Source organism: Stutzerimonas stutzeri (genome assembly GCF_002890895.1).
Taxonomy (GTDB): domain Bacteria; phylum Pseudomonadota; class Gammaproteobacteria; order Pseudomonadales; family Pseudomonadaceae; genus Stutzerimonas; species Stutzerimonas stutzeri_AB.
The window spans coordinates 67,559-88,227 of record NZ_POUL01000001.1 but is presented as its reverse complement, the minus strand read 5'-3'; the positions used below and the strand labels follow the sequence as shown (position 1 = coordinate 88,227).

18 protein-coding genes are annotated in these 20,669 nt (G+C 56.0%); 5 read left to right on the top strand and 13 right to left on the bottom strand.

What is annotated here, in order from left to right:
- The first annotated feature begins 147 nt into the window (after positions 1–147).
- A complete protein-coding gene (locus CXK96_RS00430) occupies positions 148–849 on the top strand; it encodes an MlaA family lipoprotein (protein WP_102834557.1) in 702 nt (233 codons plus the stop codon).
- Between the two features lie 92 nt (positions 850–941).
- On the opposite strand, the gene CXK96_RS00425 is transcribed toward CXK96_RS00430, so the two are convergent.
- Positions 942–1,241 (bottom strand): PilZ domain-containing protein, encoded by a 300-nt coding sequence (locus CXK96_RS00425; RefSeq protein WP_102834556.1) that lies wholly within the window; start codon positions 1,239–1,241, stop codon positions 942–944.
- A gap of 204 nt (positions 1,242–1,445) precedes the next feature.
- Between CXK96_RS00425 and rssB the strand changes: the two genes are divergently transcribed.
- Both rssB and rssC read left to right on the top strand, forming a co-directional pair.
- Positions 1,446–2,630 (top strand): two-component system response regulator RssB, encoded by a 1,185-nt coding sequence (rssB, locus tag CXK96_RS00420; RefSeq protein ID WP_102834555.1) that lies wholly within the window; start codon positions 1,446–1,448, stop codon positions 2,628–2,630.
- Positions 2,627–3,109 (top strand): anti-sigma factor antagonist RssC, encoded by a 483-nt coding sequence (gene rssC, locus CXK96_RS00415; protein WP_102834554.1) that lies wholly within the window; start codon positions 2,627–2,629, stop codon positions 3,107–3,109. The genes rssB and rssC overlap by 4 nt, the downstream gene beginning before the upstream one ends.
- Before the next feature lies 1 nt (position 3,110).
- Here rssC and tal read toward each other — a convergent pair whose 3' ends face one another.
- The 12 genes from tal to CXK96_RS00355 all read right to left on the bottom strand — a co-directional run bounded on the left by tal (position 3,111) and on the right by CXK96_RS00355 (position 18,284).
- Positions 3,111–4,037 carry a transaldolase gene (gene tal / locus CXK96_RS00410; RefSeq protein ID WP_102834553.1) on the bottom strand — a complete coding sequence of 309 codons (927 nt, stop codon included), beginning with the start codon at positions 4,035–4,037 and terminating at the stop codon, positions 3,111–3,113.
- A gap of 122 nt (positions 4,038–4,159) precedes the next feature.
- Entirely contained in the window at positions 4,160–5,164 is a 1,005-nt protein-coding gene (dusA, locus tag CXK96_RS00405; RefSeq protein WP_102834552.1) for a tRNA dihydrouridine(20/20a) synthase DusA, read from the bottom strand.
- A gap of 394 nt (positions 5,165–5,558) precedes the next feature.
- Entirely contained in the window at positions 5,559–6,647 is a 1,089-nt protein-coding gene (locus CXK96_RS00400; protein WP_102834551.1) for a polysaccharide biosynthesis/export family protein, read from the bottom strand.
- Positions 6,648–7,197: 550 nt separating this feature from the next.
- On the bottom strand, positions 7,198–8,118 hold the full coding sequence (locus tag CXK96_RS00395; RefSeq protein ID WP_102835011.1) for a GDP-mannose 4,6-dehydratase: 921 nt from the start codon (positions 8,116–8,118) through the stop codon (positions 7,198–7,200).
- A gap of 281 nt (positions 8,119–8,399) precedes the next feature.
- On the bottom strand, positions 8,400–9,431 hold the full coding sequence (gene gmd, locus CXK96_RS00390; protein WP_102834550.1) for a GDP-mannose 4,6-dehydratase: 1,032 nt from the start codon (positions 9,429–9,431) through the stop codon (positions 8,400–8,402).
- A 160-nt stretch (positions 9,432–9,591) separates the two neighbouring features.
- Positions 9,592–10,353, bottom strand: coding sequence for a WecB/TagA/CpsF family glycosyltransferase (locus CXK96_RS00385; protein WP_102834549.1), 762 nt, complete (start codon positions 10,351–10,353; stop codon positions 9,592–9,594).
- Positions 10,343–11,227 (bottom strand): glycosyltransferase family 2 protein, encoded by an 885-nt coding sequence (locus CXK96_RS00380; RefSeq protein WP_102834548.1) that lies wholly within the window; start codon positions 11,225–11,227, stop codon positions 10,343–10,345. Before CXK96_RS00380 ends, CXK96_RS00385 begins: the two co-directional genes overlap by 11 nt.
- Positions 11,187–12,443, bottom strand: a complete 1,257-nt coding sequence (locus tag CXK96_RS00375) for a hypothetical protein (RefSeq protein WP_102834547.1) — start codon at positions 12,441–12,443, stop codon at positions 11,187–11,189. The genes CXK96_RS00380 and CXK96_RS00375 overlap by 41 nt, the downstream gene beginning before the upstream one ends.
- A 354-nt stretch (positions 12,444–12,797) precedes the next feature.
- Positions 12,798–13,856, bottom strand: a complete 1,059-nt coding sequence (locus CXK96_RS00370) for a glycoside hydrolase family 5 protein (protein ID WP_102834546.1) — start codon at positions 13,854–13,856, stop codon at positions 12,798–12,800.
- A 169-nt stretch (positions 13,857–14,025) separates the two neighbouring features.
- Complete coding sequence (locus tag CXK96_RS00365) at positions 14,026–16,236, bottom strand: polysaccharide biosynthesis tyrosine autokinase (protein ID WP_102834545.1); 2,211 nt, start codon at positions 16,234–16,236, stop codon at positions 14,026–14,028.
- Between the two features lie 14 nt (positions 16,237–16,250).
- Entirely contained in the window at positions 16,251–16,688 is a 438-nt protein-coding gene (locus CXK96_RS00360; RefSeq protein WP_102834544.1) for a low molecular weight protein-tyrosine-phosphatase, read from the bottom strand.
- Positions 16,689–16,847: 159 nt separating this feature from the next.
- Complete coding sequence (locus CXK96_RS00355; RefSeq protein ID WP_102834543.1) at positions 16,848–18,284, bottom strand: undecaprenyl-phosphate glucose phosphotransferase; 1,437 nt, start codon at positions 18,282–18,284, stop codon at positions 16,848–16,850.
- 376 nt (positions 18,285–18,660) lie between these two features.
- Here CXK96_RS00355 and yegS point away from each other — a divergent pair, with 376 nt between their 5' ends.
- Together yegS and CXK96_RS00345 are read left to right on the top strand one after the other, a co-directional pair.
- Positions 18,661–19,590, top strand: coding sequence for a lipid kinase YegS (gene yegS, locus CXK96_RS00350; RefSeq protein WP_102834542.1), 930 nt, complete (start codon positions 18,661–18,663; stop codon positions 19,588–19,590).
- 123 nt (positions 19,591–19,713) lie between these two features.
- On the top strand, positions 19,714–20,646 hold the full coding sequence (locus CXK96_RS00345; RefSeq protein ID WP_102834541.1) for a chemotaxis protein CheV: 933 nt from the start codon (positions 19,714–19,716) through the stop codon (positions 20,644–20,646).
- Positions 20,647–20,669: the final 23 nt, after the last annotated feature.

Genomic DNA, 20,669 nt, shown 5'->3' with positions numbered 1-20,669 from the left:
GCTTGTCCTTGCTTTTGAGTCTCAATGAGTCCGCAAAAATCCGTAGGGGTTCCGTGTGTCTGCCCGCTGCCGGAACTGGCCGTTATCCCTTTATACTGCGGCGCTTTGTTGGGCAATTGCCCCCATTCGAAATAGGAGAGGGCCGCGATGCAAGTCATCGGCATGGATTGGGTTGGTTACTTCAGAATAACGCTGGTGACGGCGCTGGCCGTGTTTGGCGCTTCATCGCTCCAGGCCGCCGAGCAAGACCCCTGGGAAGGCGTGAATCGCGCGATCTTCACCTTCAACGACAAAGTCGATACCTATACGCTCAAGCCGCTTGCGCAGGGTTATCAGAAGATCACGCCAAATTTTGTCGAAGACGGCATCGGCAATGTATTCAGCAATCTTGGCGATGTTGTGGTGCTGACCAATGACTTGCTTCAGGGCAAGGTTCGAGACGCGGGCATCGACACCAGCCGTATCCTGTTCAACAGCACCTTCGGCGTGCTGGGTTTCTTCGACGTCGCAACCCGTATGGGCTTGCAGAAGAACGATGAAGACTTTGGGCAGACGCTTGGCGCGTGGGGCCTGGGCAGTGGCCCTTATGTCGTGTTGCCGCTGCTGGGGCCGAGCACTGTGCGCGATGCGGCTGGACGCGTGCCGGACTCTTTCCTGCAGCCGTATCCGTATATCGAGCATGTGCCGACACGCAACGTGACCCGCGCCGTCAATGTGGTGGACATGCGTGCCGGTTTGCTCTCGGCGGAAAAAATGATTACTGGCGACAGGTACATCTTCGTGCGCAACGCCTACCTGCAGAATCGTGAATTCCGCACGCAGGATGGTCAGGTCGAAGACGATTTCTGATAGGTCTCTGCGGACCGCATTGGCCAACGCCAATGCGGTCCGCCTGTTTCTAACTCCTTGCTGTTCCTAAGTGGTTTTTACCTAAACAACAGTCATTTCATTGAAAGGATCGCTAGCCCAAGGCTCTGTCGTCCGTCTTCGTGCTTACCGACCCGCACCACTTCTGTTTCGGCATCCAGTCCCTTCAGTTCGCTGTGTTCGGAAGGAATGTGCACCTGGACCTTGTCACCCATCTGCAAACTCGTCGCTGCGACCACCTGCATCCCTGTGCTGGAAAGGTCCAGGCAGGTTGCCTCGTAGCAGTCGTCACCCTGAGTCAGGGTTATGGCTGTCTCGATATTCATGCGAATGAAGTCGCGTTTTTCGCTGTAGTCCCGATCTCGCTGGGTCATTGTTTCGTCCTCTGAGTTCTTGTTTCGCCAGTTCTTATAACGCCCGTCAATTCGGCCTGTAAAGGACAGGCGGAGCGACCGCGCCTGGCTTGAAACGCCGATCGTATGGGAGTACCGTCTGCGCCTTGAAACGATCCCATGCCCGGCGCTCGCGCAGGGCCGATGCTTTCGCCAATCATCCTGGCGATACCGCCTGGTAGGAACATGCATAACCCAAGCGCGACGCTGCTGATCATAGATGACGACGATGTGGTGCGAGCCAGCCTGGCTGCCTATCTGGATGACAGTGGTTTCAAGGTGTTGCAGGCGCCTAACGGACCGCGAGGGGTGGAGCTGTTCGACGCGGAACACCCTGATCTAGTGATTTGCGACCTGCGTATGCCGCAGATGGATGGCCTGGAGCTCATCCGACTGATCAGTGAGCGTCAGGCTGACCTGCCGGTAATCGTAGTGTCAGGTGCCGGTGTGATGAGTGATGCGGTCGAAGCTCTGCGGTTGGGCGCTGCCGACTACCTGATCAAGCCCCTTGAATACCTGGCGATGCTTGAGCATTCGGTCCGTCGTGCCCTTGATCGGTCTCGCTTGCGCATGGAAAACCGGCGTTATCGGGAACAGCTGGAGACGGCCAACCGCGATCTGCAGGCGAGCTTGCATCTTCTTCAGGAGGATCAGGATGCTGGTCGACAAGTGCAGATGAATATGCTGCCGGTCACACCCTGCAGCCTCGACGAGTTCCAGTTCGCCCATCAGATAATTCCTTCTCTTTACCTCTCGGGTGATTTCGTCGATTACTTTCGAGTGGACGAGCACCGCATCGGCTTCTACCTGGCGGATGTATCCGGTCACGGGGCCTCTTCAGCGTTCGTCACCGTGCTGCTCAAATTCATGACCACGCGGTTGCTCTACGAGTCTCGACGGGGCAGAGCTTTACGCGCTTTTAAGCCGTCCGAGGTGCTCGATCACATCAACCGCGGCTTGATCAACTGCAAGCTCGGCAAGCACGTCACAATGCTGGGCGGGGTGATTGATCAGGAGCGCAACGTGCTGCATTACAGCATCGGCGGCCACCTTCCAATGCCGGTGTTATACGCCAACGGTGCTGCAAGATATCTCGAAGGAAAGGGTTTGCCGGTCGGTTTGTTCGTCGAAGCCACCTACGAGAATTACGAGATCGAACTGCCTGAGTCTTTCAGTCTTACGCTACTTTCCGATGGCATTTTGGACCTTTTGCCCGGCGAGACCCTCAAAGATAAAGAGGCCGGGCTACCCGGATTGATTCGCGAAGCAGGCGGTACGCTGGTGGGGCTACAGCGGGTGTTGGGCCTAGCCGATCTGGAGGATATGCCCGATGACATCGCGTTGTTGGTATTGAGCAGGAACCTTGCATGAGCACGGGTAAGATCCAGTTCGCTGAGCAGAACGGCACGTTCGTGCTCAAGTTCGTCGGTGAGATCCGACTGACGCTTTGCTCGGCGCTGGATGCAACGATCGAGAAGATCTTCTCTTCGCGCAATTTCTCATCGATCGTTATCGATCTCACTGAAAGCCGTAGCATCGACAGCACCACGCTCGGTCTGCTCGCCAAACTTTCGATTCTTTCGCGGCAGAAGGTCGGCATGCTGCCGACATTGGTTACCACCCATGAAGACATCACACGTCTGTTGCAATCTATGGGTTTCGATCAGGTGTTTAATATCGTTGATCAGCCGCTGCCGTCGCCTGAGCAACTGGCCGATTTGCCAAGCCAGGATCAGTCCGAGGAGATCGTAAAGGGCAAGGTGCTGGAGGCTCACCGTATTCTGATGAGCCTCAACGAATCGAACCGCGAGGCGTTTCGCGACCTGGTGACAGCGTTGGAGCGGTCTTGAGCTACAGCTTGGTTGGCAGGAGTGCTTCAAGCTTTTCCTGATCCCGCGCAAACTGGCGAATTCCCTCGGCCAGTTTCTCCGTCGCCATCGGATCTTCGTTCAATCCCCAGCGGAAGCTGCCTTCATCCATGCTGATGCGCGGCTCGGAGGCGCGTCCGGGGGAGAGTTTGCGCTCCAGCGTGCCTTTTTCCTGTGCCAGCTGGCTGAGCAACTCAGGGCTGATCGTCAGGCGATCGCAGCCTGCCAACGCTTCGATCTGACCCGCGTTACGGAAGCTCGCACCCATTACTACGGTCTTGTAACCGTGCGTCTTGTAGTAGTCGTAAATCCGGCTGACGGACTGCACGCCAGGATCTTCGTCGCCCACATAGTCGCGGCCTTCCGATTTTTTGTACCAATCATAGATACGGCCGACGAAAGGCGAGATCAGGAACACCCCGGCCTCGGCACATGCCACTGCTTGGGTAAATGAAAATAACAGTGTCAGGTTGGTCTGGATGCCCGATTTTTCCAGCTGCTCAGCCGCACGGATGCCCTCCCAGGTAGAGGCCAGCTTGATCAATACGCGGTCACGGGATACGCCGGCCTGCTCGTATAGGCCGATCAGGCGCTCGCCCCGCTGGATCATAGCTTGTGTATCGAATGAAAGCCTCGCATCGACCTCCGTAGAGATCCGCCCCGGGATCAATTTGAGCACCTCCTGCCCAACCGCGACCGCGAACAGGTCGCAGCCGAGGCCAATATCACCGCCACAGCGGGACATAGCGTCCTTGAGGTGCTCTGCATAACGCGGCAGTGCAGCAGCTTTGAGCAGAAGCGAAGGATTGGTGGTGGCATCAACCGGTTGAAGACGGGCGATGGCGTCGAGATCGCCGGTGTCGGCAACCACGGTGGTGAATTGTTTGAGTTGTTCCAGCTTTGACGTCATAAGGGCGCTCTATCCTTTGGTAGTCATGACTCGATTTCCGTGGCCATCGCGCCATCTGTATCCGATGGTCCGGGTGTTGCAGCTGTTGGATTGAAAATGCGGCCGCGTGTTCCCTCCTGGTATCAGTGCCCCTCGAGCAATCCGGTCGCTTGCTCAAGCAACGCCAGTGGTTCTCTGGTTTTATGGATGTCGACCGATAGCAGCTGGCGAAACCTTCTAGCGCCTGGAAAACCCTGGCCAAGCCCCAGCACGTGACGGGTAACGTGATGCATCGAGCCACCGCTATCAAGATGATTCTGAATATAAGGGCGCATGCGCCTCAATGCCTCGGCTCGGGTAATGACAGGTTCTTCGCTGCCAAACAGTCTGCTATCAACCTGCGCGAGCAAGTAAGGGTTGTGGTAGGCCTCGCGCCCGAGCATCACACCATCGAACTGCTCAAGGTGGGCTTCGCATTGATCCAACGTTTTGATGCCGCCGTTGAGGATAATCTCAAGATCTGGAAAGTCGCGCTTCAATTGTTGCGCAACATCGTAGCGAAGGGGTGGAACCTCTCGGTTCTCCTTTGGTGAAAGCCCCTCCAGAATGGCGATGCGCGCATGGACGGTGAAACTGCGGCAGCCTGCCGCTTGGACCTGCCCCACGAAATCACAGAGTTCGGCATAGCTGTCGCGCCCATTGATGCCGATGCGATGCTTGACGGTTACTTCGATCCCCACAGCATCACGCATCGCTTTCACGCAATCGGCCACCAGTGCTGGATGGCCCATCAGGCATGCGCCGATCAGGTTGTTCTGCACGCGGTCGCTGGGGCATCCCACATTGAGATTCACCTCATCGTAACCAGCCGCTTCGGCCATCTTTGCGCAGACGGCGAGGTCACTTGGCACACTGCCGCCAAGTTGCAACGCCAAGGGATGCTCGGCCTCATCATGACGCAGGAAACGGTTGGCATCGCCGTTGATCAGTGCGCCCGTAGTGACCATCTCGGTATAGAGCAGGGCATGCTGTGAAAGCAGACGCAGAAAATACCGACAGTGCCGGTCGGTCCAGTCCATCATCGGCGCGACGGAAAACCGGCGCGACAGCTGCGGAGACGTAGTGACAGGTTTGTAGCTGGCGTTCATGCGGCTTTCCGGCGGAGCGTTTAGGGCGCGCTACGATTGCTTCGACACCTTTATGCCGATTGGCTGTGGCGATATAGCAACTGTCTGGGCGCGTTGAAGGCGACTGGGGCGGTTGCTTAACCGATCGCCTCGGAAAATGGCCGGCAAGTTTATCAGGAGAGCAGGGTCCTGGTGCGTGAGACCGCCGTGCGGCGCCGCACGGCTGCGTACTAGGGGCAGCCATAACGGCAAGGTTCCACGCGCTGATTGGGGTCGGATGTACAGCCGCTTGAATGGCCTAGTGATTAAGCGTACATAGGCGCCCCGAGGAGTTCGGCAGCACAAAAAAACCGCAGTCGCTCTAAAGCTGACTGCGGTTTTGATCAGGCCGATCTCGACCTGATGACTGCGGTTGTTACCGGTTGAACGCAGCCCCGGTGCCAATGACGCTAGCCGAAGGCAGCAGCTGGCTGATGAAACGGTTCCAGCGAGTGATTCCTGCCGGTCCGACGAACACCACATCCTGCGGTTGCAGAGGGAAGTGTTGAGCCAGGGCAAATGCCGCAGGCGACTCGGCATTCAGCTGAAACACGGTGGCTTTTTCAGTAGCGATGTTTTCAGCGCCACGAATAACGTAGACCGCTTCGCCATCGGCAGTGTCTTGACGAATACCGCCCGCGGTGCCGATAGCATCCATCAAGTTGAGGCTGGTGGCCTTGAAGGTCATGGCTTGCGGGTTTACCACTTCACCCAGCACGTAGATCTTCTTCTGGTCGTTATACGGCAGATGGAGTTGGTCGCCGTCTTTCAGATACACCTTATGGAGCCAGGAGTCCGGACGGTTCAGGTCGTCAAGATCAAGCATGTATTCGCGGCCGTCACGCTTGAGCATCAGCCCGGACAGGTCCGCCGTATCGGTATCGACACCGGCTTGACCAATAGCCTGCATGATGGTCATCGGAGCGGTCGTCACCTCGACCTCGCCAGCAGTATTGAATGCACCGGAGAGCACAATGCGCTGGCTACCGAAACGCAGCAGACTGACATCTACCTGAGGGCTGTCGATGTAATTGGCCAGCCTTTTGGAAATATCGGAGCGAAGCTGCTCGATCGTTTTGCCGGCTGCTTCGATGTTTCCGATATAAGGGTAGAACAGGGTGCCGTCGGGGCGAACCAGACGACCATTGGCGTCCAGCTGTTGTTGTGGTCCCGATGGAGCGGTCAGCTCGGGATGGTCCCAGACGGTTATATAGAGGAGGTCATTGGCGCCGATGCGATAAGCCTCTGGCTTGAAGCTCAGCAGCTCTTGCTTGCTGGACGTGCCCTGGTCGGAGGAGAGTTCGCCCTTGAGCATTTCAGGGGTGATGCGCATCAGCTGGACAGTGCCGTCTTCCGTTTCTGCGCCGTCCTTGAACTGATCGGGATCCAGATGCTGACCGGGGGAGAAGACGCATCCCTGCAGCACCAGCACGGAAGAGAAAGCGAGAGCAAATAATGGTTTCATGGTTTCTTCATCCTTGACGGAATAGTTGTTTTTACGAAGTGAAACAGCGCAATTCACCTTTAGCTGAAGGAGCGAGCGAACACTGACTTGTCTATCGACAGTCGCCGAAGTGTTTCGGCGGTGCTACAGACGCATTCAATCTCTGCTGTTCCGGGTGTCGCTACTGCAAGCTCTGAGGGATATACCTCCAGACCTCTGTGAGGCCAGTTCGGATTGAGCCACCGGGCAGGTTCCGCTCAATCGTTGTTTGGCGTCCTTCCTTAGTAGAAAAACGACGCCGTGTTGCTCACAGTAGCCATAGACCGCTTCGTTTCTCTGCGGTTCACGGCCACGTGCATAAATGAATTGGTAATGCAAAGCTCGCCGGTACAAGGCGAGGAGGGTGACCGATGACAAGCGAATGCCGGGGTAGCCAGCAACCGTGACCGCTTGAATGCGGCTGTCAACGTGCTATTAGGCTGACTGGACATTAGCGGACATGAGCCAGCGAAAGCGGGCGTTGCCATCACTTGAGATCGACTGCCTCATTCCTGACGGCAAAGTGGTTGGATCATGTCTTTGTCGCGGAGCAATGCTCGATCATCCAGCGCAGCGTGTCCTTCAGTTCGATTCGGGACATGTCGCCAATCAGCGAATCCAGTTTGGCTCGGCTACCGAACAGGTTCTTCACGTCTGCGCTGCGCACGAACGCTGGATTGACCCTGACCTCCATGCGATGGCCGGAAATGGCAGCTGCCTGCTCGAGAACGTACTCGAGTGTATAGGCGAATCCGGAGCAAATATTGACTGTCTGGCCGACCGCGGCGGGTGTCTCAAGCAAGCGTCGATAAGCATGGACAACCTGACGTACATCGCAGAAATCACGGGCAATATCCAGATTACCTAACTCGATTACCGCGGCCCGACGGCGCGTATGTGACACGATTTTCGGGATGAGAAATTGCTCCGCTTGACCAACGCCCGTGTAGTTGAACGGGCGACTGACTATCAGCGGCAAACGATCCTGGTACAGCCGGGCAAGGAACTCCATGGCTGCTTTGCTAACAGCATAGTCATTGGCCGGAGCAAAGGGCGCGGATTCATCCAGTACACCTTCGGTTGCGTTTCCGTAGACGTTTGCACTGCTGGCTAGCAGCACGCCTTCAAGCTCGGTTGCTGAGGTACGTAATGCTTCCAGCAGGTGGCGAGTGCCGAGCAGGTTGGCTGTGTAAATAGCATCGGCATCGCTGTGTGCGACGAAAGAGACCGCGGCCAGGTGCACGACGTAGGTTGGGCGAATTTCGATCAAAAGCGCGCGTAGCGGCTCAGCATTGTTCAACGAGCAGCAATGGATGGCTGAGACCGCCGCCGGCAGTTCGCCGACGGGTTGGCGGTAGCTGAGGCCATGAACCTCGTAGCCACAGGCCGCGAGTTCCTCTGCCATATAGCGCCCGGTAAAACCGGTAGCCCCGGTAATCAGCACTTTACGCATGATCTTCCCGATAGGATGAATTTCCAGTTTCAAAAGCCGATGCAGGGCCCAGATATAGGCGAGAGGCATGGCGTTGCGGTTACTGTCGACGCCAGATGACGATCAGTGCCGTAACGCCAGCGCTGTCTCGGTGTACCAGTTGAGTCTGTCTCGACTGCTGAAACGACCATCAGACCGCACTGAAATCAAAGCGCCGGCTGACTTTCGACAAGGCTACCCTCAGTGGTGCTCGGATATCAGCAGGCGCCTGAACCAGAACGGCCGTTGCCAGTCGATTGCCCTTAGAACGAAAAGCCCTGCTGATTACGGCGCATGTCGGCGTCCACCATCATGCGGCACAGCTGCTCCAGCGTAGTTTTAGGTTCCCAGCCCAACACGTCCTTGGCTTTTTGAGGGTCGCCGATCAGCAGGTCCACCTCCGCTGGGCGGTAGAACTTAGGATTTACCCGCACAACGACCTTGCCGGTTGCCGCGTCGGTGGCTTGTTCCTGTTCGCCGGAGCCCTCCCACTGGAGCTCGACATCAACCGCCTTGAACGCCAAAGTCACAAAGTCGCGCACGGTTTCGGTACGGTTGGTCGCCAGCACAAAAACGCCAGGCTCGTCCGCCTGCAGCATGCGCCACATCCCTTCGACATATTCCTTGGCAAAGCCCCAATCACGTTTGGCGTCAATGTTGCCCAGCTCCAGCACGTCGAGCTTGCCCAGTTTGATCTTGGCCACAGAGTCGGTAATTTTCCGCGTCACAAACTCACGCCCGCGCAGCGGCGACTCGTGATTGAACAAAATGCCGCTGCAGCCGAATATGCCGTATGACTCGCGGTAATTGATTGTCATCCAGTGCGCATAAAGCTTGGCCACGCCATAGGGGCTGCGGGGGTAGAAGGGTGTGGTTTCGGACTGTGGAATGGCCTGTACCTGACCGAACATTTCTGAAGTCGAGGCTTGGTAGAAGCGAATCTTCGGGTTGACGATACGAATGGCTTCCAGCAGGTTCACGGCGCCTGCACCGGTGATGTCAAGGGTAGTCAGCGGTTGCTCGAAGGAAACACCCACAAAGCTCTGTGCGGCGAGGTTGTACACCTCAGTCGCGCCGGTGCTTTCAAGTAATCGAATGCTGGAAGACAGGTCCGTCAGGTCGTACTCAACAAGATTCAGATTGGGATGCTTGTCGATGCCCAACTCTTCGATCCGCCAGAAATTGACCGAACTGGTGCGACGGAACGTGCCATAGACGGTATAGCCTTTTTCCAAAAGGAGCTCTGCAAGGTAGGCGCCGTCTTGTCCTGTGATACCCGTAATAATCGCTTTCATGTTCTTCCCTGTTCGAGGATAGGTTTTCTGATGTGCTCTTGCTTCGCTCCTGCCTGGCACGAGGCACTGCAAGGCAGCGAAGTCAATCGGTAAGCTTCACTGACTGCCGATCACCGCGTACCGGTGCTCGGTATGCCCGAAGGGTGGCCTCAATCGTCGATTAAGACTCCTGTTTTGCTGGGCTGCCTTTCTGCCTGGAGTTTTTTTCCCTCAGGAAGGCCGGCACGATATACACCGCGTCCGCCCAGTAGCGTTTGGCTAGCCTGCGGGGCTCCATGCACATGCGATGCAGCCATTCAAGTTTGAATTCGCGCATCCACTTCGGCGCTCGCTTGATGGTTCCCGTTGCAAACGAAATGGAGGCGCCGATGCTGAAGCCCATACCGGTGCGCTCGTAGGGCTGGGTGGCTGCAGCCAGGACTTCACCGCGTGGGGTACCCACGGCGTAAAGAACCAACTCCGATGGATTTTCGCGAACGAACTGCAAGCAACGCTGCACTTCTTCCGGTTTTTTAATGAAGCCCATCGGCGGGTTGTAGTGATAAAGAGAAATGCCTGGATAGAGCGCTCTGAGTTTGTCGGCTTCGGATGTCGCTGAACCAATCAGGACAATGCGCAGCCGATCCCGGTCCGCCCATTTGAGCAGGTCGAGTGTCAAATCGCTGCCGGGAATAGCTTCATCCAGATGTATGCCCAGACGGCTCAACAGCGAAAGCAGGATGCGGCTGTCACATACTCTCCAGCGCGCTTTGAAATAAGCGTCACGCAGCTGTTCGTCATGTTCCAACTGAACAAGATGGTCGACATTCGGCGTCACCACAAACGAATAGGGTTGCTTGACGCCCTCGCGTATGCAGGTCAATAAAGTCTTCTTATTGCCGGAATAGAAGTCTATTCCGAACGCATTAGTATCACTCGACACTCATTGCTACTCCCTTGAAGGCGCCCTTGATACCTGACCAGGCGAGGGTGGGATTTTTGTATTCCTTGACAGTTGTAACGGCCGAAAGCAGAAACGCGGAAACGATCGCGAATGCCGGGCCGTAGAAGCGCTTGTTGAAACGGGTGGCTGCACGGTTGCGATAGTAGTGATAGAACGCTGATCGACTACCCAGGCTGAGTGAACCGTAGTGATACAGGCGGCTTTCAGGGATCACTCTCGTTGAAACACCAAAGCTCCTGGCACGGTACTGCCAATCAACCTCTTCGAAATACATGAAGTAATCTTCATCCATCAAACCGACTTCTTCAGTCAATGCTGCCGAAAAGGCTAGGCTGCAGCCCATAATGTAGTCTGGAGCGTGCTGAGGTTGCTGCTTTTGAGATGCTTCGATGCTCTGATCTTTCCCGAGTAATCGGGCTTTGCCTAGGATCGGATAAAGCTTTCCGCCGCCATAGCACTCAAGCCGACCCGTGTCGGCGCTCAATACGAGCGAGCCGACAAACTGACGGTCGTTACGCTGCAATGCCTCCAGTAGCGGTGAGAAGGCATCACTGTCTACATAGGTGTCGTTATTGATGACCCAGAAATACTCCGGCTGCAGATGCTCCATTGCCCAGCGCAACCCGTAGTTGTTGCCGCCCGCATAACCGCTGTTGTCTGGGTTACACAGCAGGGTCACGTTCGTATGGGCTTTTTCATCCAGCCAGTTCTGAAGGGCGATGGCGGAGCCGTCCTGCGAATCATTGTCGATGATGACGATATGGCCAATCGTTGCGCAATGTTCGAGCAGGCTTTCAGCGCAGCTGATCGTTTCAGTAGCAGCTTTGTAGTTGAGAATAAGTGCGACGTTCATGTACTCGTTCCTTGCTGCGAAGATGGCGTGCCCGTAGAGCATGTAATACGAAAAGCATGCAAATAACTGGTTGGGTATATTCGAATAGACCGTTAAGTGGCCATATCACGAAGAAGGCCAGCATCACTGCATAGGTGAACTCCATTTCGGAATTGATACTGCGGGCAATACGGTGGTAGACGAACAGGGTCAGAGGCACTAGCAGGAACGTTAGAAAACCGAAGCGAAACAGTGTGCCAATGATGCCGATGTCTGACAGAAAGAAGTGTTCGCCGAAGTAGGGGATGAAACCGTCCTGCCACATCAGCGAAAGGGACCCGCTAGGCAACCAGTTAACTAGGTTCAAGTGACTGAACACGGATGCGATCGTGTGGGGCCTCACACCATCCTCCACGTCACCGTCCAAACTGCTCTCGTAGAACTCCACGTTCAGACCGAGAATTTCAAGTAACTCTGGATAAAAGAACAGCGGGGACAACAGAACGCAAAGCGAGGCAGCCCAAATGATTGCTTTGGCCCGCAACGAGAAAAGCGTGAATGCTAGGCACAGTACAATTAGCTGACGGGTTTGCGTGGCGAAGACCAAGGTCAGCAACAGCACTGCCGCAAGAATGAGATACAGTTTTCGCTGTCGCTGTTCACCATTGATAGGCGATTTGCCTTTTGCCCACACCTGAATGCAATAGAAATAGGCGAAACAGATCAAAAAGGGCCCGATGGATGAGCGGTCCGGACGATCCCAGGACGTTTGCTCCTCGCGCAGATCCGGAACCAGCCCGAACTTGAAACACCAGGACAGGACCACTGCAATCAGTGCGGCGTAAATGAATGCATGTTCGAATTGGCGCGTACTGATGTGCTTGGCAAGCAATAGCAGCGGGACGAAGCCGAATGTAAAGAGAATTCGGCGTTCTTCGATCAGACCGTAAGTGATGGGTTGGCCAAAGGAGTAAAACGAAAAGATTGCAGGTAGTACGGTGAATACGAAAACGCTGTAGAAAGCGTAATACATCAGGATGCGGAACTCTCTCGATGACTCTTCGGTGCTGGCAAGAATCAACAGTAGCGACAATCCCAAACAGACGGCCAAATAGGCTTCGTTCAGAAACTTGAAGCCGATCGGGTTGTGCGTACTGTCACCAAACACCGAAAAGTGCAAGACGATCGCAAGCACGGTCAACGGCAAAAAGAAAAATTTTGAGCTGATGTTTGTCATCACCTGAGTCCTTAGGTGCATTTCCATTCCAGATTTACTACGTCGCAACAAACTCAAGCTTTAGCATTTCCACATTGATGCCTTCGGTGCGTCGTCACTCTACGTCTGGCTGATAGCTTAAGCGCCTCGGTCAATTCGCTGCCGGCAGTCAGCTAGTAACAACTGGATTCGATAGCCGCAGGAGTGTTTGAGTTCCCCTCGCATTAAGCCGCTCGATGTAAGGTCGAATTTGGACAAGCGGGTGGCAGCAGGGTTGCGTCGATCTTTCAGATTTCATCGAAATCTTTCTGAACGGCTTCACATTGTTCGCTGCGGGGCATGCCGCCATCCACAGGCAGGGCGACAACGCGTCTGTCAAGGCTGCTGCTTAGGGCCGTATTCCGTGCAGCTATTGGAAATGTGCTTTTGCAAAACCTCCATTTGAGGTCTGTCTTTGCCATCGATGGGCTCGACAGCTAACACGTATTCCCCCCAGCCCGGGCCGCCCGCCCAGTACGCGCTAGGCATGCAGTTTTCGTTGAGGTAGCCAAGCAAATTGTCCATGGCAATCAGCATCGATTCGGAATGCCCAGGTACACCGTACTCGCCGAGGAAACCCTTGAGTTTGTTTTCCTTCAGCCACTCGACGAACGGCCGAACGCGTTCCACCCCCAACATTGGGTCGACCACTTCGTCCTTGGCATAACGCCCGGAAAAATCTTTGTCGAGGTACAGGTGTCCCTCGTAAATGATCTTGTCTGCCGGATCGTTGATCAGAAAGTCCTCGTTGACGTAGCGCCAGTGAAAGGTGCTAGCCCAGCGGTCGCCTTCGACGAATATCAAGGTGTCCATGTCTACCTGGCGGATGGCATCGACTGCTGCCTGGGCGGCCCCACGCCAAAGGCCATCTGTGGAATGGGGCTCGTTCATAATGTCGTAGCCCAGCAACGCGGGGTGGTCTTTGAACTCTTGCGCAAGCTTGCGCCAGACAGTTGCGTAGGCCTCGTAGGGCACCTGTGGCGAACCGATCAGCTTGCCCTTGTACCGCCCATAGTTGTGCATGTCCAGAATGACTTTCTGGTTATGTTTGGCCGCGAAGTCCAGCGTCCGCTTTAGCAACCGCATCTGATCAAAGTTGACGCCTTTGTAAAGGTCATGTTGTAGGCGTTCCCATATGAACGGAAACCGAATCAGGCGGATGTTCTTGCTTGCGTAGTATTCGAAGTACTTTTCTTCCGGATAGAAATAATTGGTGCCGACTTTTCCGGGTGTGATGTGAGGAGCGAAGTTCGCGCCTGACATGTTGATGCCAACCAAGTCGATGCCTGTGTGATCGTCGGGCTGCGCTTGTGCGACCGATATGCACCCGGCAATAGACAAGCCGGCTATTAACCTTGCAGTGCGGAATAAAAGAGAAAGGGGGCGACGTTCCATAATGACCTTTATCTCCAAAGGGCCGCTACCAACTCGACGGCTCTGTTGTGGTCAGTCGATTGCATAATGCGAACCGTTCTCCTTGTGCAAGGCCAACGGTTCGGTTAGTAGCAATGGGGGCAGCGGCGGCAGAGCCTGATAACTTGCAGGACTCCAAAAGCCAGAAGGGTTACTTGCTCTGGTACTCGTACTGGTAGTAACCGTACTCGCTATAAGTTGATGCCTTGCGCACTACGGCGTTGAAGATAACGCCTTTGACCAGGAGACCGTTCTGCTCAAGACGGCGCTTGGCGAACTCGATTTCTTTCACTCCGTTCAGTCCGTAGCGCGTCACCATCAGGGTGGTGCCGGCCTGACTGCCGACCAATGCAGCGTCGGTTACGGCCAGAATTGGTGGCGTATCGAAAATGACCAGGTCGTACATGCTGCTGATCTCTTTGACGAAGCGCGAGAAGTTCTCATGCATCAGCAGTTCCGATGGGTTAGGAGGCAGCTGGCCGTGAGTAATCACATGCAGATTGTTCAACTGAGTTTTCTGAATGGCATCGAACAGTGTGATTCGGCCGGACAGAATGTCGGACAGGCCTTTTTCACCCTGGCAACGCATGACTTTGTGCAGATAACCCTTGCGCATGTCGGCGTCGATCAGCAACACCTTCTTGCCAGACTGTGCGATGACGGCGGCAAGGTTGCTGGTCACGAATGACTTGCCCACTGCTGGGCTTGGCCCAGTGATCATGAGGATGTTGTTTTTTGCTTCGATCATCGCGAAGTGCAAGCTCGTACGCAGGCTGCGCATCGCTTCGGTCGCCAGGTCGGCTGGATCATTGGTCGAAAGCAGATACGAAGCGCTGCTCTTGTCCCGCTTGAAATTGGCCAGGCGTTTTTCCAGCAGTCCTTGTTTCTCGCTGAACGGAATCGCTGCGTACACCGGGATGCCTACACGCTCGATCTCTTCAGGATTTTCGACGCCACGCTTCAGAGCTTCACGAACATAGACGAAGGCGACAGCAAGAATGCCGCCAAGTAGCGTAGCGACGATGACGATCAACGGCTTGTTGGGTTTGATCGGCTCGTCGATATCCGCCGCAGCGTGGTCGACGATGCGAACGTTGCCCACGGTCCCGGCACGGATGATATCCAGCTCTTGCGTCTTGTTAAGCAGCATCGAGTAGGTCTCGGAGGACACCTCGACATCGCGGTTGAGGCGCAACAATTCCTGCTGTGTAGAGGGCAGGGTGCCTATCTGCTTCTCCAGTTCGGCCTTCTGCGCTTGCAGTTGATTGATCTGGTTCATCAGCGCCTGGAAATTAGGATGCTGACGAGTGAAGCGGCTTTCCATCTCGGTGCGCTTTAGGTTCTGCTCGGAAATCTGACTTTCCAGATCCACAATGCGGTCGAGTACCGACTGGGTTTCGGCAGAGATGTCCACCGAGCGGTTGCCGGTTTGGAATTCGTTCAGCGCCGTTTGTGCGGCATCGAGCTTCTTGCGGACCTCAGGTACCTGCTCGCTCAGGAATTCAAGGCTCTGGGTCGCTTCGGCCGCATTGCGCGCAATATTTTGATCGACGTAGCGCTGGGCTACCGCCTCCAGCACCTTGACCGCTTTTTCCGGATCGGTCCCTTCCAGTGTCACGTTAAGGATGCCCGACTGCTTGCCGCGCTCACCAGCGTTCAAGCGGTTCTGATAGTCCTCGGTAGTGGCGTAGGTGCGGTTCTTGACCACGGTAAAAGTGGTGCCCGGGCGTGCATTAAGCTCCGCCACGGTGATGCCGTAATCCGGGGTCTCGATGGGCTCGCCAACGACGCCTTGGACGACCACTTCGCCGTCGGTGTCGCGCAGGATGAATCCGTTGTTTTCGGCCGCTTCCAGTGTCAGTTCTTCGCCATGCATCTTGTCTGGCACGATCAGCTGGGTGACGCGCAGCGATTCGCCGCCCCAGGCATAGGACTCGAAGCCTTCCGGATACCAGCCCAGCTCACCTTCCTCGGTTGGCTCGAATCTACGGAAGATATAACCGCCGAACACCGGGAAGTGGTGAGGCTCGATGATGATATCGAGGTTCAGATCTTCGACTGCGCTACCCACGACCGAGCGTGATTTGAGCAGGGCGATCTCTGTCTGCGCCGGCGAAACGGCGGGAGCGGTGCCGACCACGTCGGTGAGGCTCGGCAGGCCGCCCTTAGCCTGGATCTGGATCATTGCACTGGCCAGATATACCGGTGTCGCGAGCAGCGCATAGGCAACCCCCAGCGCGGCGAAAAACCCCGTTATGGTAAGAATCAGCGCTCGGTTGTTCAGAAACGTGTCAAAGAGGTGGGCCAGGTCAATGTCCTTGTCCTCTTTTGTTTCATAAATGGGTCGGGGCATGGTGGTCATTGAAGTTCCTTCTTCTATTTCAGGTAAGGAAGCCAGCTTTCGACGGACTGGGTCAGAAGGCTGTGAACATGTTCGAATGCGGGCTTGGACTGGCGGTAGGGATCAGGGATTTCCGTATCGTCCAGCCATTTACCCAGCAGAAAAGTTTTGCCGTGTACTTCGGGTGCGATCTGACGAATGTGCTGGATGTGGCTCTGCTCCATCACAAGGATCAGGTCTGCGCGGTGAAGCATTTCGCTATCGACCTGACGCGCACGGTGAGCCGTGTGTTCCACTCCATGGTCGTTAAGCACCTCATGTGCCGTCTTGTCCATCGGGTTGCCTACTAAGGCACCTATGCCTGCCGAGCTGATCGTCAGGCCTTTGCCCTCGAGTTTGTGGGCTAGCAATGCTTCGGCTGCGGGGCTTCTGCAGATGTTGCCCACACAGACAATCAATATGTTCTGGAACATTTACTCAGCCTCGTAGCCCTGAATTAGTGGGCGAACAGGTCTGCCTGTTGCAGAACGCAAATCTGATGTTGGCTCGCTTCATTAGTTCAATCTTCCTGCTGCGCTCGCGCATGTAATGTGGCGTGTTGCCAGTTTGGGGCTGGTCAATGTGTGTGGCAGTCAGTAGACGTCCTTGTTGAGCAGCAGGGCGGGGACAGTCCGGGCAAGGATGTAGATGTCGAACCAGACCGACCAGCGTTCGATGTAATCGAGGTCGTACTCCACGCGCTTCTCGATTTTCTCGACTGTGTCGGTCTCGCCGCGGTAGCCATTGATTTGCGCCCAGCCGGTGATGCCGGGTTTGACGCGGTGGCGTGCGGAGTATTCCGATACGGCGTCCTCAAACAGCACGCCTGCGGCCTTGGTCGCGGTCGCATGGGGGCGCGGTCCGACCATGGACATGCTGCCCAGGAACACGTTGAGCAGCTGCGGCAGCTCGTCGAGGCTGGTTTTGCGAATAAAGCGACCCACTCGGGTGATGCGGTCATCGTTGCGCGTCGTTTGCCGTTCGGCATTGGCGTCCGACTTGGCGTGGTACATCGAGCGGAACTTGAAGACTTCGATCAGTCGGTTGTTGTAACCGTAGCGCTTCTGCTTGAACAACACCGGCCCCGGAGAGTCGAGCTTGATCGCCAGAGCGAGCAGCAGCATGACCGGGGCGGCCGCCAGCAAGGCAAGGCTGGACAGCATGATGTCTTCGATGCGCTTGAACATTGGCGACCAGCCACGCAGCGGCAGATCGGAGGCAATCAGCGTCGGCAATCCCCCGACTTCGGTGATGCGCTTGTTGGCATGACGGAAGGCGACCATGTCCGGTACCAGCAGAACGTTGACCGGAAGTCTGCGCAACTCGTTGATCAGCTGGCCGATGCGGCTGTCGGCAAACCAGGGCAGGGCGACCAGCACTTGAGTCACCTTTTCTTCACGAATCATCTGCTCTAGGTCGCGGGTATTGCCCAGCAGCGGCAGATCAGCCAGCGTGTCCGGAAGACGCTCGAGGCGGTCGTCGATGAAGCCGAGCACGCCAGTGCGGATATCGCGGTGGTGAGCCAGATACTCGGCAACACGCACACCATTGTCAGTGCCGCCCAAAATTACGGCATTCTGCAGATAAACGCCTTTTGCCATCAGCCGGCGAAAAAGAGCGAGCATCATCAATCGTTCGGCACCGAACAGGATGCCACTGGTGACGAACCAGAAGGTCAGATGTTTGGCTTCAAGGTAGCCAAACATGCCCAGCCCCTGGTGCATGAAGATCATCAGGCTGAAAGCCGCGGCCCAGGCGACGAGCATGGTGCGGAAGCGCAGCAGCGTGCTGAAGACTTCCTCACGGTAGATGCCAACCGACTGGAAGATGACAACGCTGATCACGCCAAAAAACATCAGGAAGGTGCTGAATGTGCCTCCGCCTGCGGGCAGGTCTAGGGGCAGAAATAGCAACAACAGAACGCCCGGCAGCACTGAGGTCAGCCCGTGAATCAGACGAATGCTGGCAAGAAAGTAATCTACGAAGCTGGGGTGGGCGTACTCAAGGGTTCCAACGGACTGTAAGCGCATACAAGGCTCCTTCCTATGGCTATTACTAGCTCAATACTCGTTTTGATCGCCGCGATCCGCGGTTCTGATGGCAGGCCGCTATCGCAACCTTCACCTGGACAACAGCTCCGACCGCCCTGCAGGAAATGAGTTCACCGAAACCATGCAAAGAGCCTATCGCTGCGAAAGAATTAAATGCATGTCGCAAATGCTTGATATACAAAGGTTAAATTGATGATGGCGTTGCATCTAAGCGTTTTTTCAGTGCTCTGCGCTGACCGGTGGTCAACGTTTTGGTTGCTCGGCTTAACCCCGTATGCGGTTGCCTTTTCACAACTTTATGCGGTGCAAACAGGTCTATCTGCGCATACCGATACGGATGACTGGAACGATTGGCATGAATGAACCCAAGGCATTGCTCGTCCTCCACGGAAAGCAAGGGCTCAACGAAGAAGTCAGAGAGGCCGTTACCGAATGGCGCAAGTTAGGCAATGAGCTTGCGGTGCGGGTGACGTGGGAACCAGGCGACACCGCGCGCTTGGTCAGTGAAGCGCTGGCGGCGGGATATCGGACGCTGGTCTCGGGAGGCGGTGACGGAACACTGCGTGAGATGGCGCAGGCTTTGCTCGACAGTGGCTCTGACGCGAGCTTGGCGGTGTTACCGCTCGGCACCGCTAATGATTTTGCTCATGCGGCGGAAATTCCGCTCGCGCCGTTCGATGCACTCACGTTGTTGAATCGAGAGCCAGTTTGGGTAGACGTCGGCGAAATGAACGGCGAACTGTTCATAAATATGGCGACAGGTGGCTTTGGCTCCAAGGTGACCGCCACCACATCGTCGGAACTGAAGCGGGTTCTCGGCGGCAGTGCGTATCTGCTGACCGGCTTGTCCCGCTTCAGTGAGCTGCGCTCCACCTGGGGCCGCTTCGTGGCGCCTGACTTCACCTGGGAGGGGGAGTTTCTGGCGCTGGGCATAGGTAATGGCCGCCAGTCCGGTGGTGGGCAGCAGCTTTGTCCTCAGGCCTCGATCGATGACGGACTGCTCGACATCTGCATCGTTCCAGCTCCGGCTGATGCGGTCGGGACCCTCGGCACCTTGCTGAGTGGCGGTCTGCTGGGTATAGACACCGTCTCGGTCAAAGCCCGTGCACCCTGGTTCGAGGTAGAAGCGCCAGAAGAAATCAGTATTAATCTTGATGGCGAGCCGATCGCGGCAAAGCAGATGCATTTTTCCGTGAAACGGCGAGCACTGCGGTTGCACCTTCCTGTGGACAGCCCATTGCTGCGGGACGAGCCGCTGATAGAGAACGATCATCCATCCGCCTGACCGTTTGCGGTTCCGTATGCGAGCAGGGCATGCGGGCGGGAGATAAATTCTATTGCCGGTGGATAAAGCCCGGACGTTTGCGGCCGATAGCTCCTTAGTCCCTATTCGCCAAAGGAGCCCGCAATGGCCGGCATTCTAGAGTCAGTCGATCAACGCACCCGATTGGTGGGGCAGAACCGTCTGGAAATTCTCATGTTCCGTCTTTCCGGACGGCAACAGTTCGCGATCAACGTGTTCAAGGTGCAAGAGGTTGTGCAGCTGCCGAAGATGACACTGATGCCGCACCGCCACGGCTCGGTGTGCGGCGTTGTGAACCTTCGCGGGCAGACCTTGCCGGTCATCGACCTGTCGCGAGCCATAGGCTTGCGGCCGTTGGTACCGGATGAAAGCAGTACCATCATCGTGACCGAATACAACCGCTCGATTCAGGCCTTTCTGGTCGGCGGTGTGGATCGCATCCTCAACCTCAACTGGGAGGAGGTGCTACCGCCGCCGACTACTGCGGGACGGCAGCACTATCTCACTGCAATTACCAAAGTCGAGGATAAGCTGGTCGAAGTGATCGACGTGGAAAAGGTCCTGGCCGAGATCGTTCCGTACAACACCAGCATCGCACCGGAGCGTTTGACCGATCCGGTGCTTGAGCGTGCCAGGGGGCGTGAGGTCCTCTGCGTAGACGATTCGACTGTGGCCTTGGCGCAACTGCGTGAAACCCTGAGCCAGCTGGGTATCACGGTTCATTCCGCCAGCGACGGCATGAAGGGCTTGAACAAGCTGAAGGCCTGGGCGGATAGCGGTGAAGTGCTCACCGATCGACTGCTCATGGTCTTCACCGACGCCGAAATGCCGGAGATGGACGGCTACCGTCTCACCACTGAGATCCGCAACGACCCTCGCCTGCGCGATCTCTACGTGGTATTGCATACGTCGCTTTCTGGCAGCTTCAACCTGGCTATGGTGCAAAAAGTCGGCTGCGACAACTTCCTTTCCAAGTTTCAGCCGGAGAAACTGGTCGACGTCGTCCGCGAACGTTTGTTGCTGGACGAAAAACACTGACCTGATCGACCAATAGAGGGCCC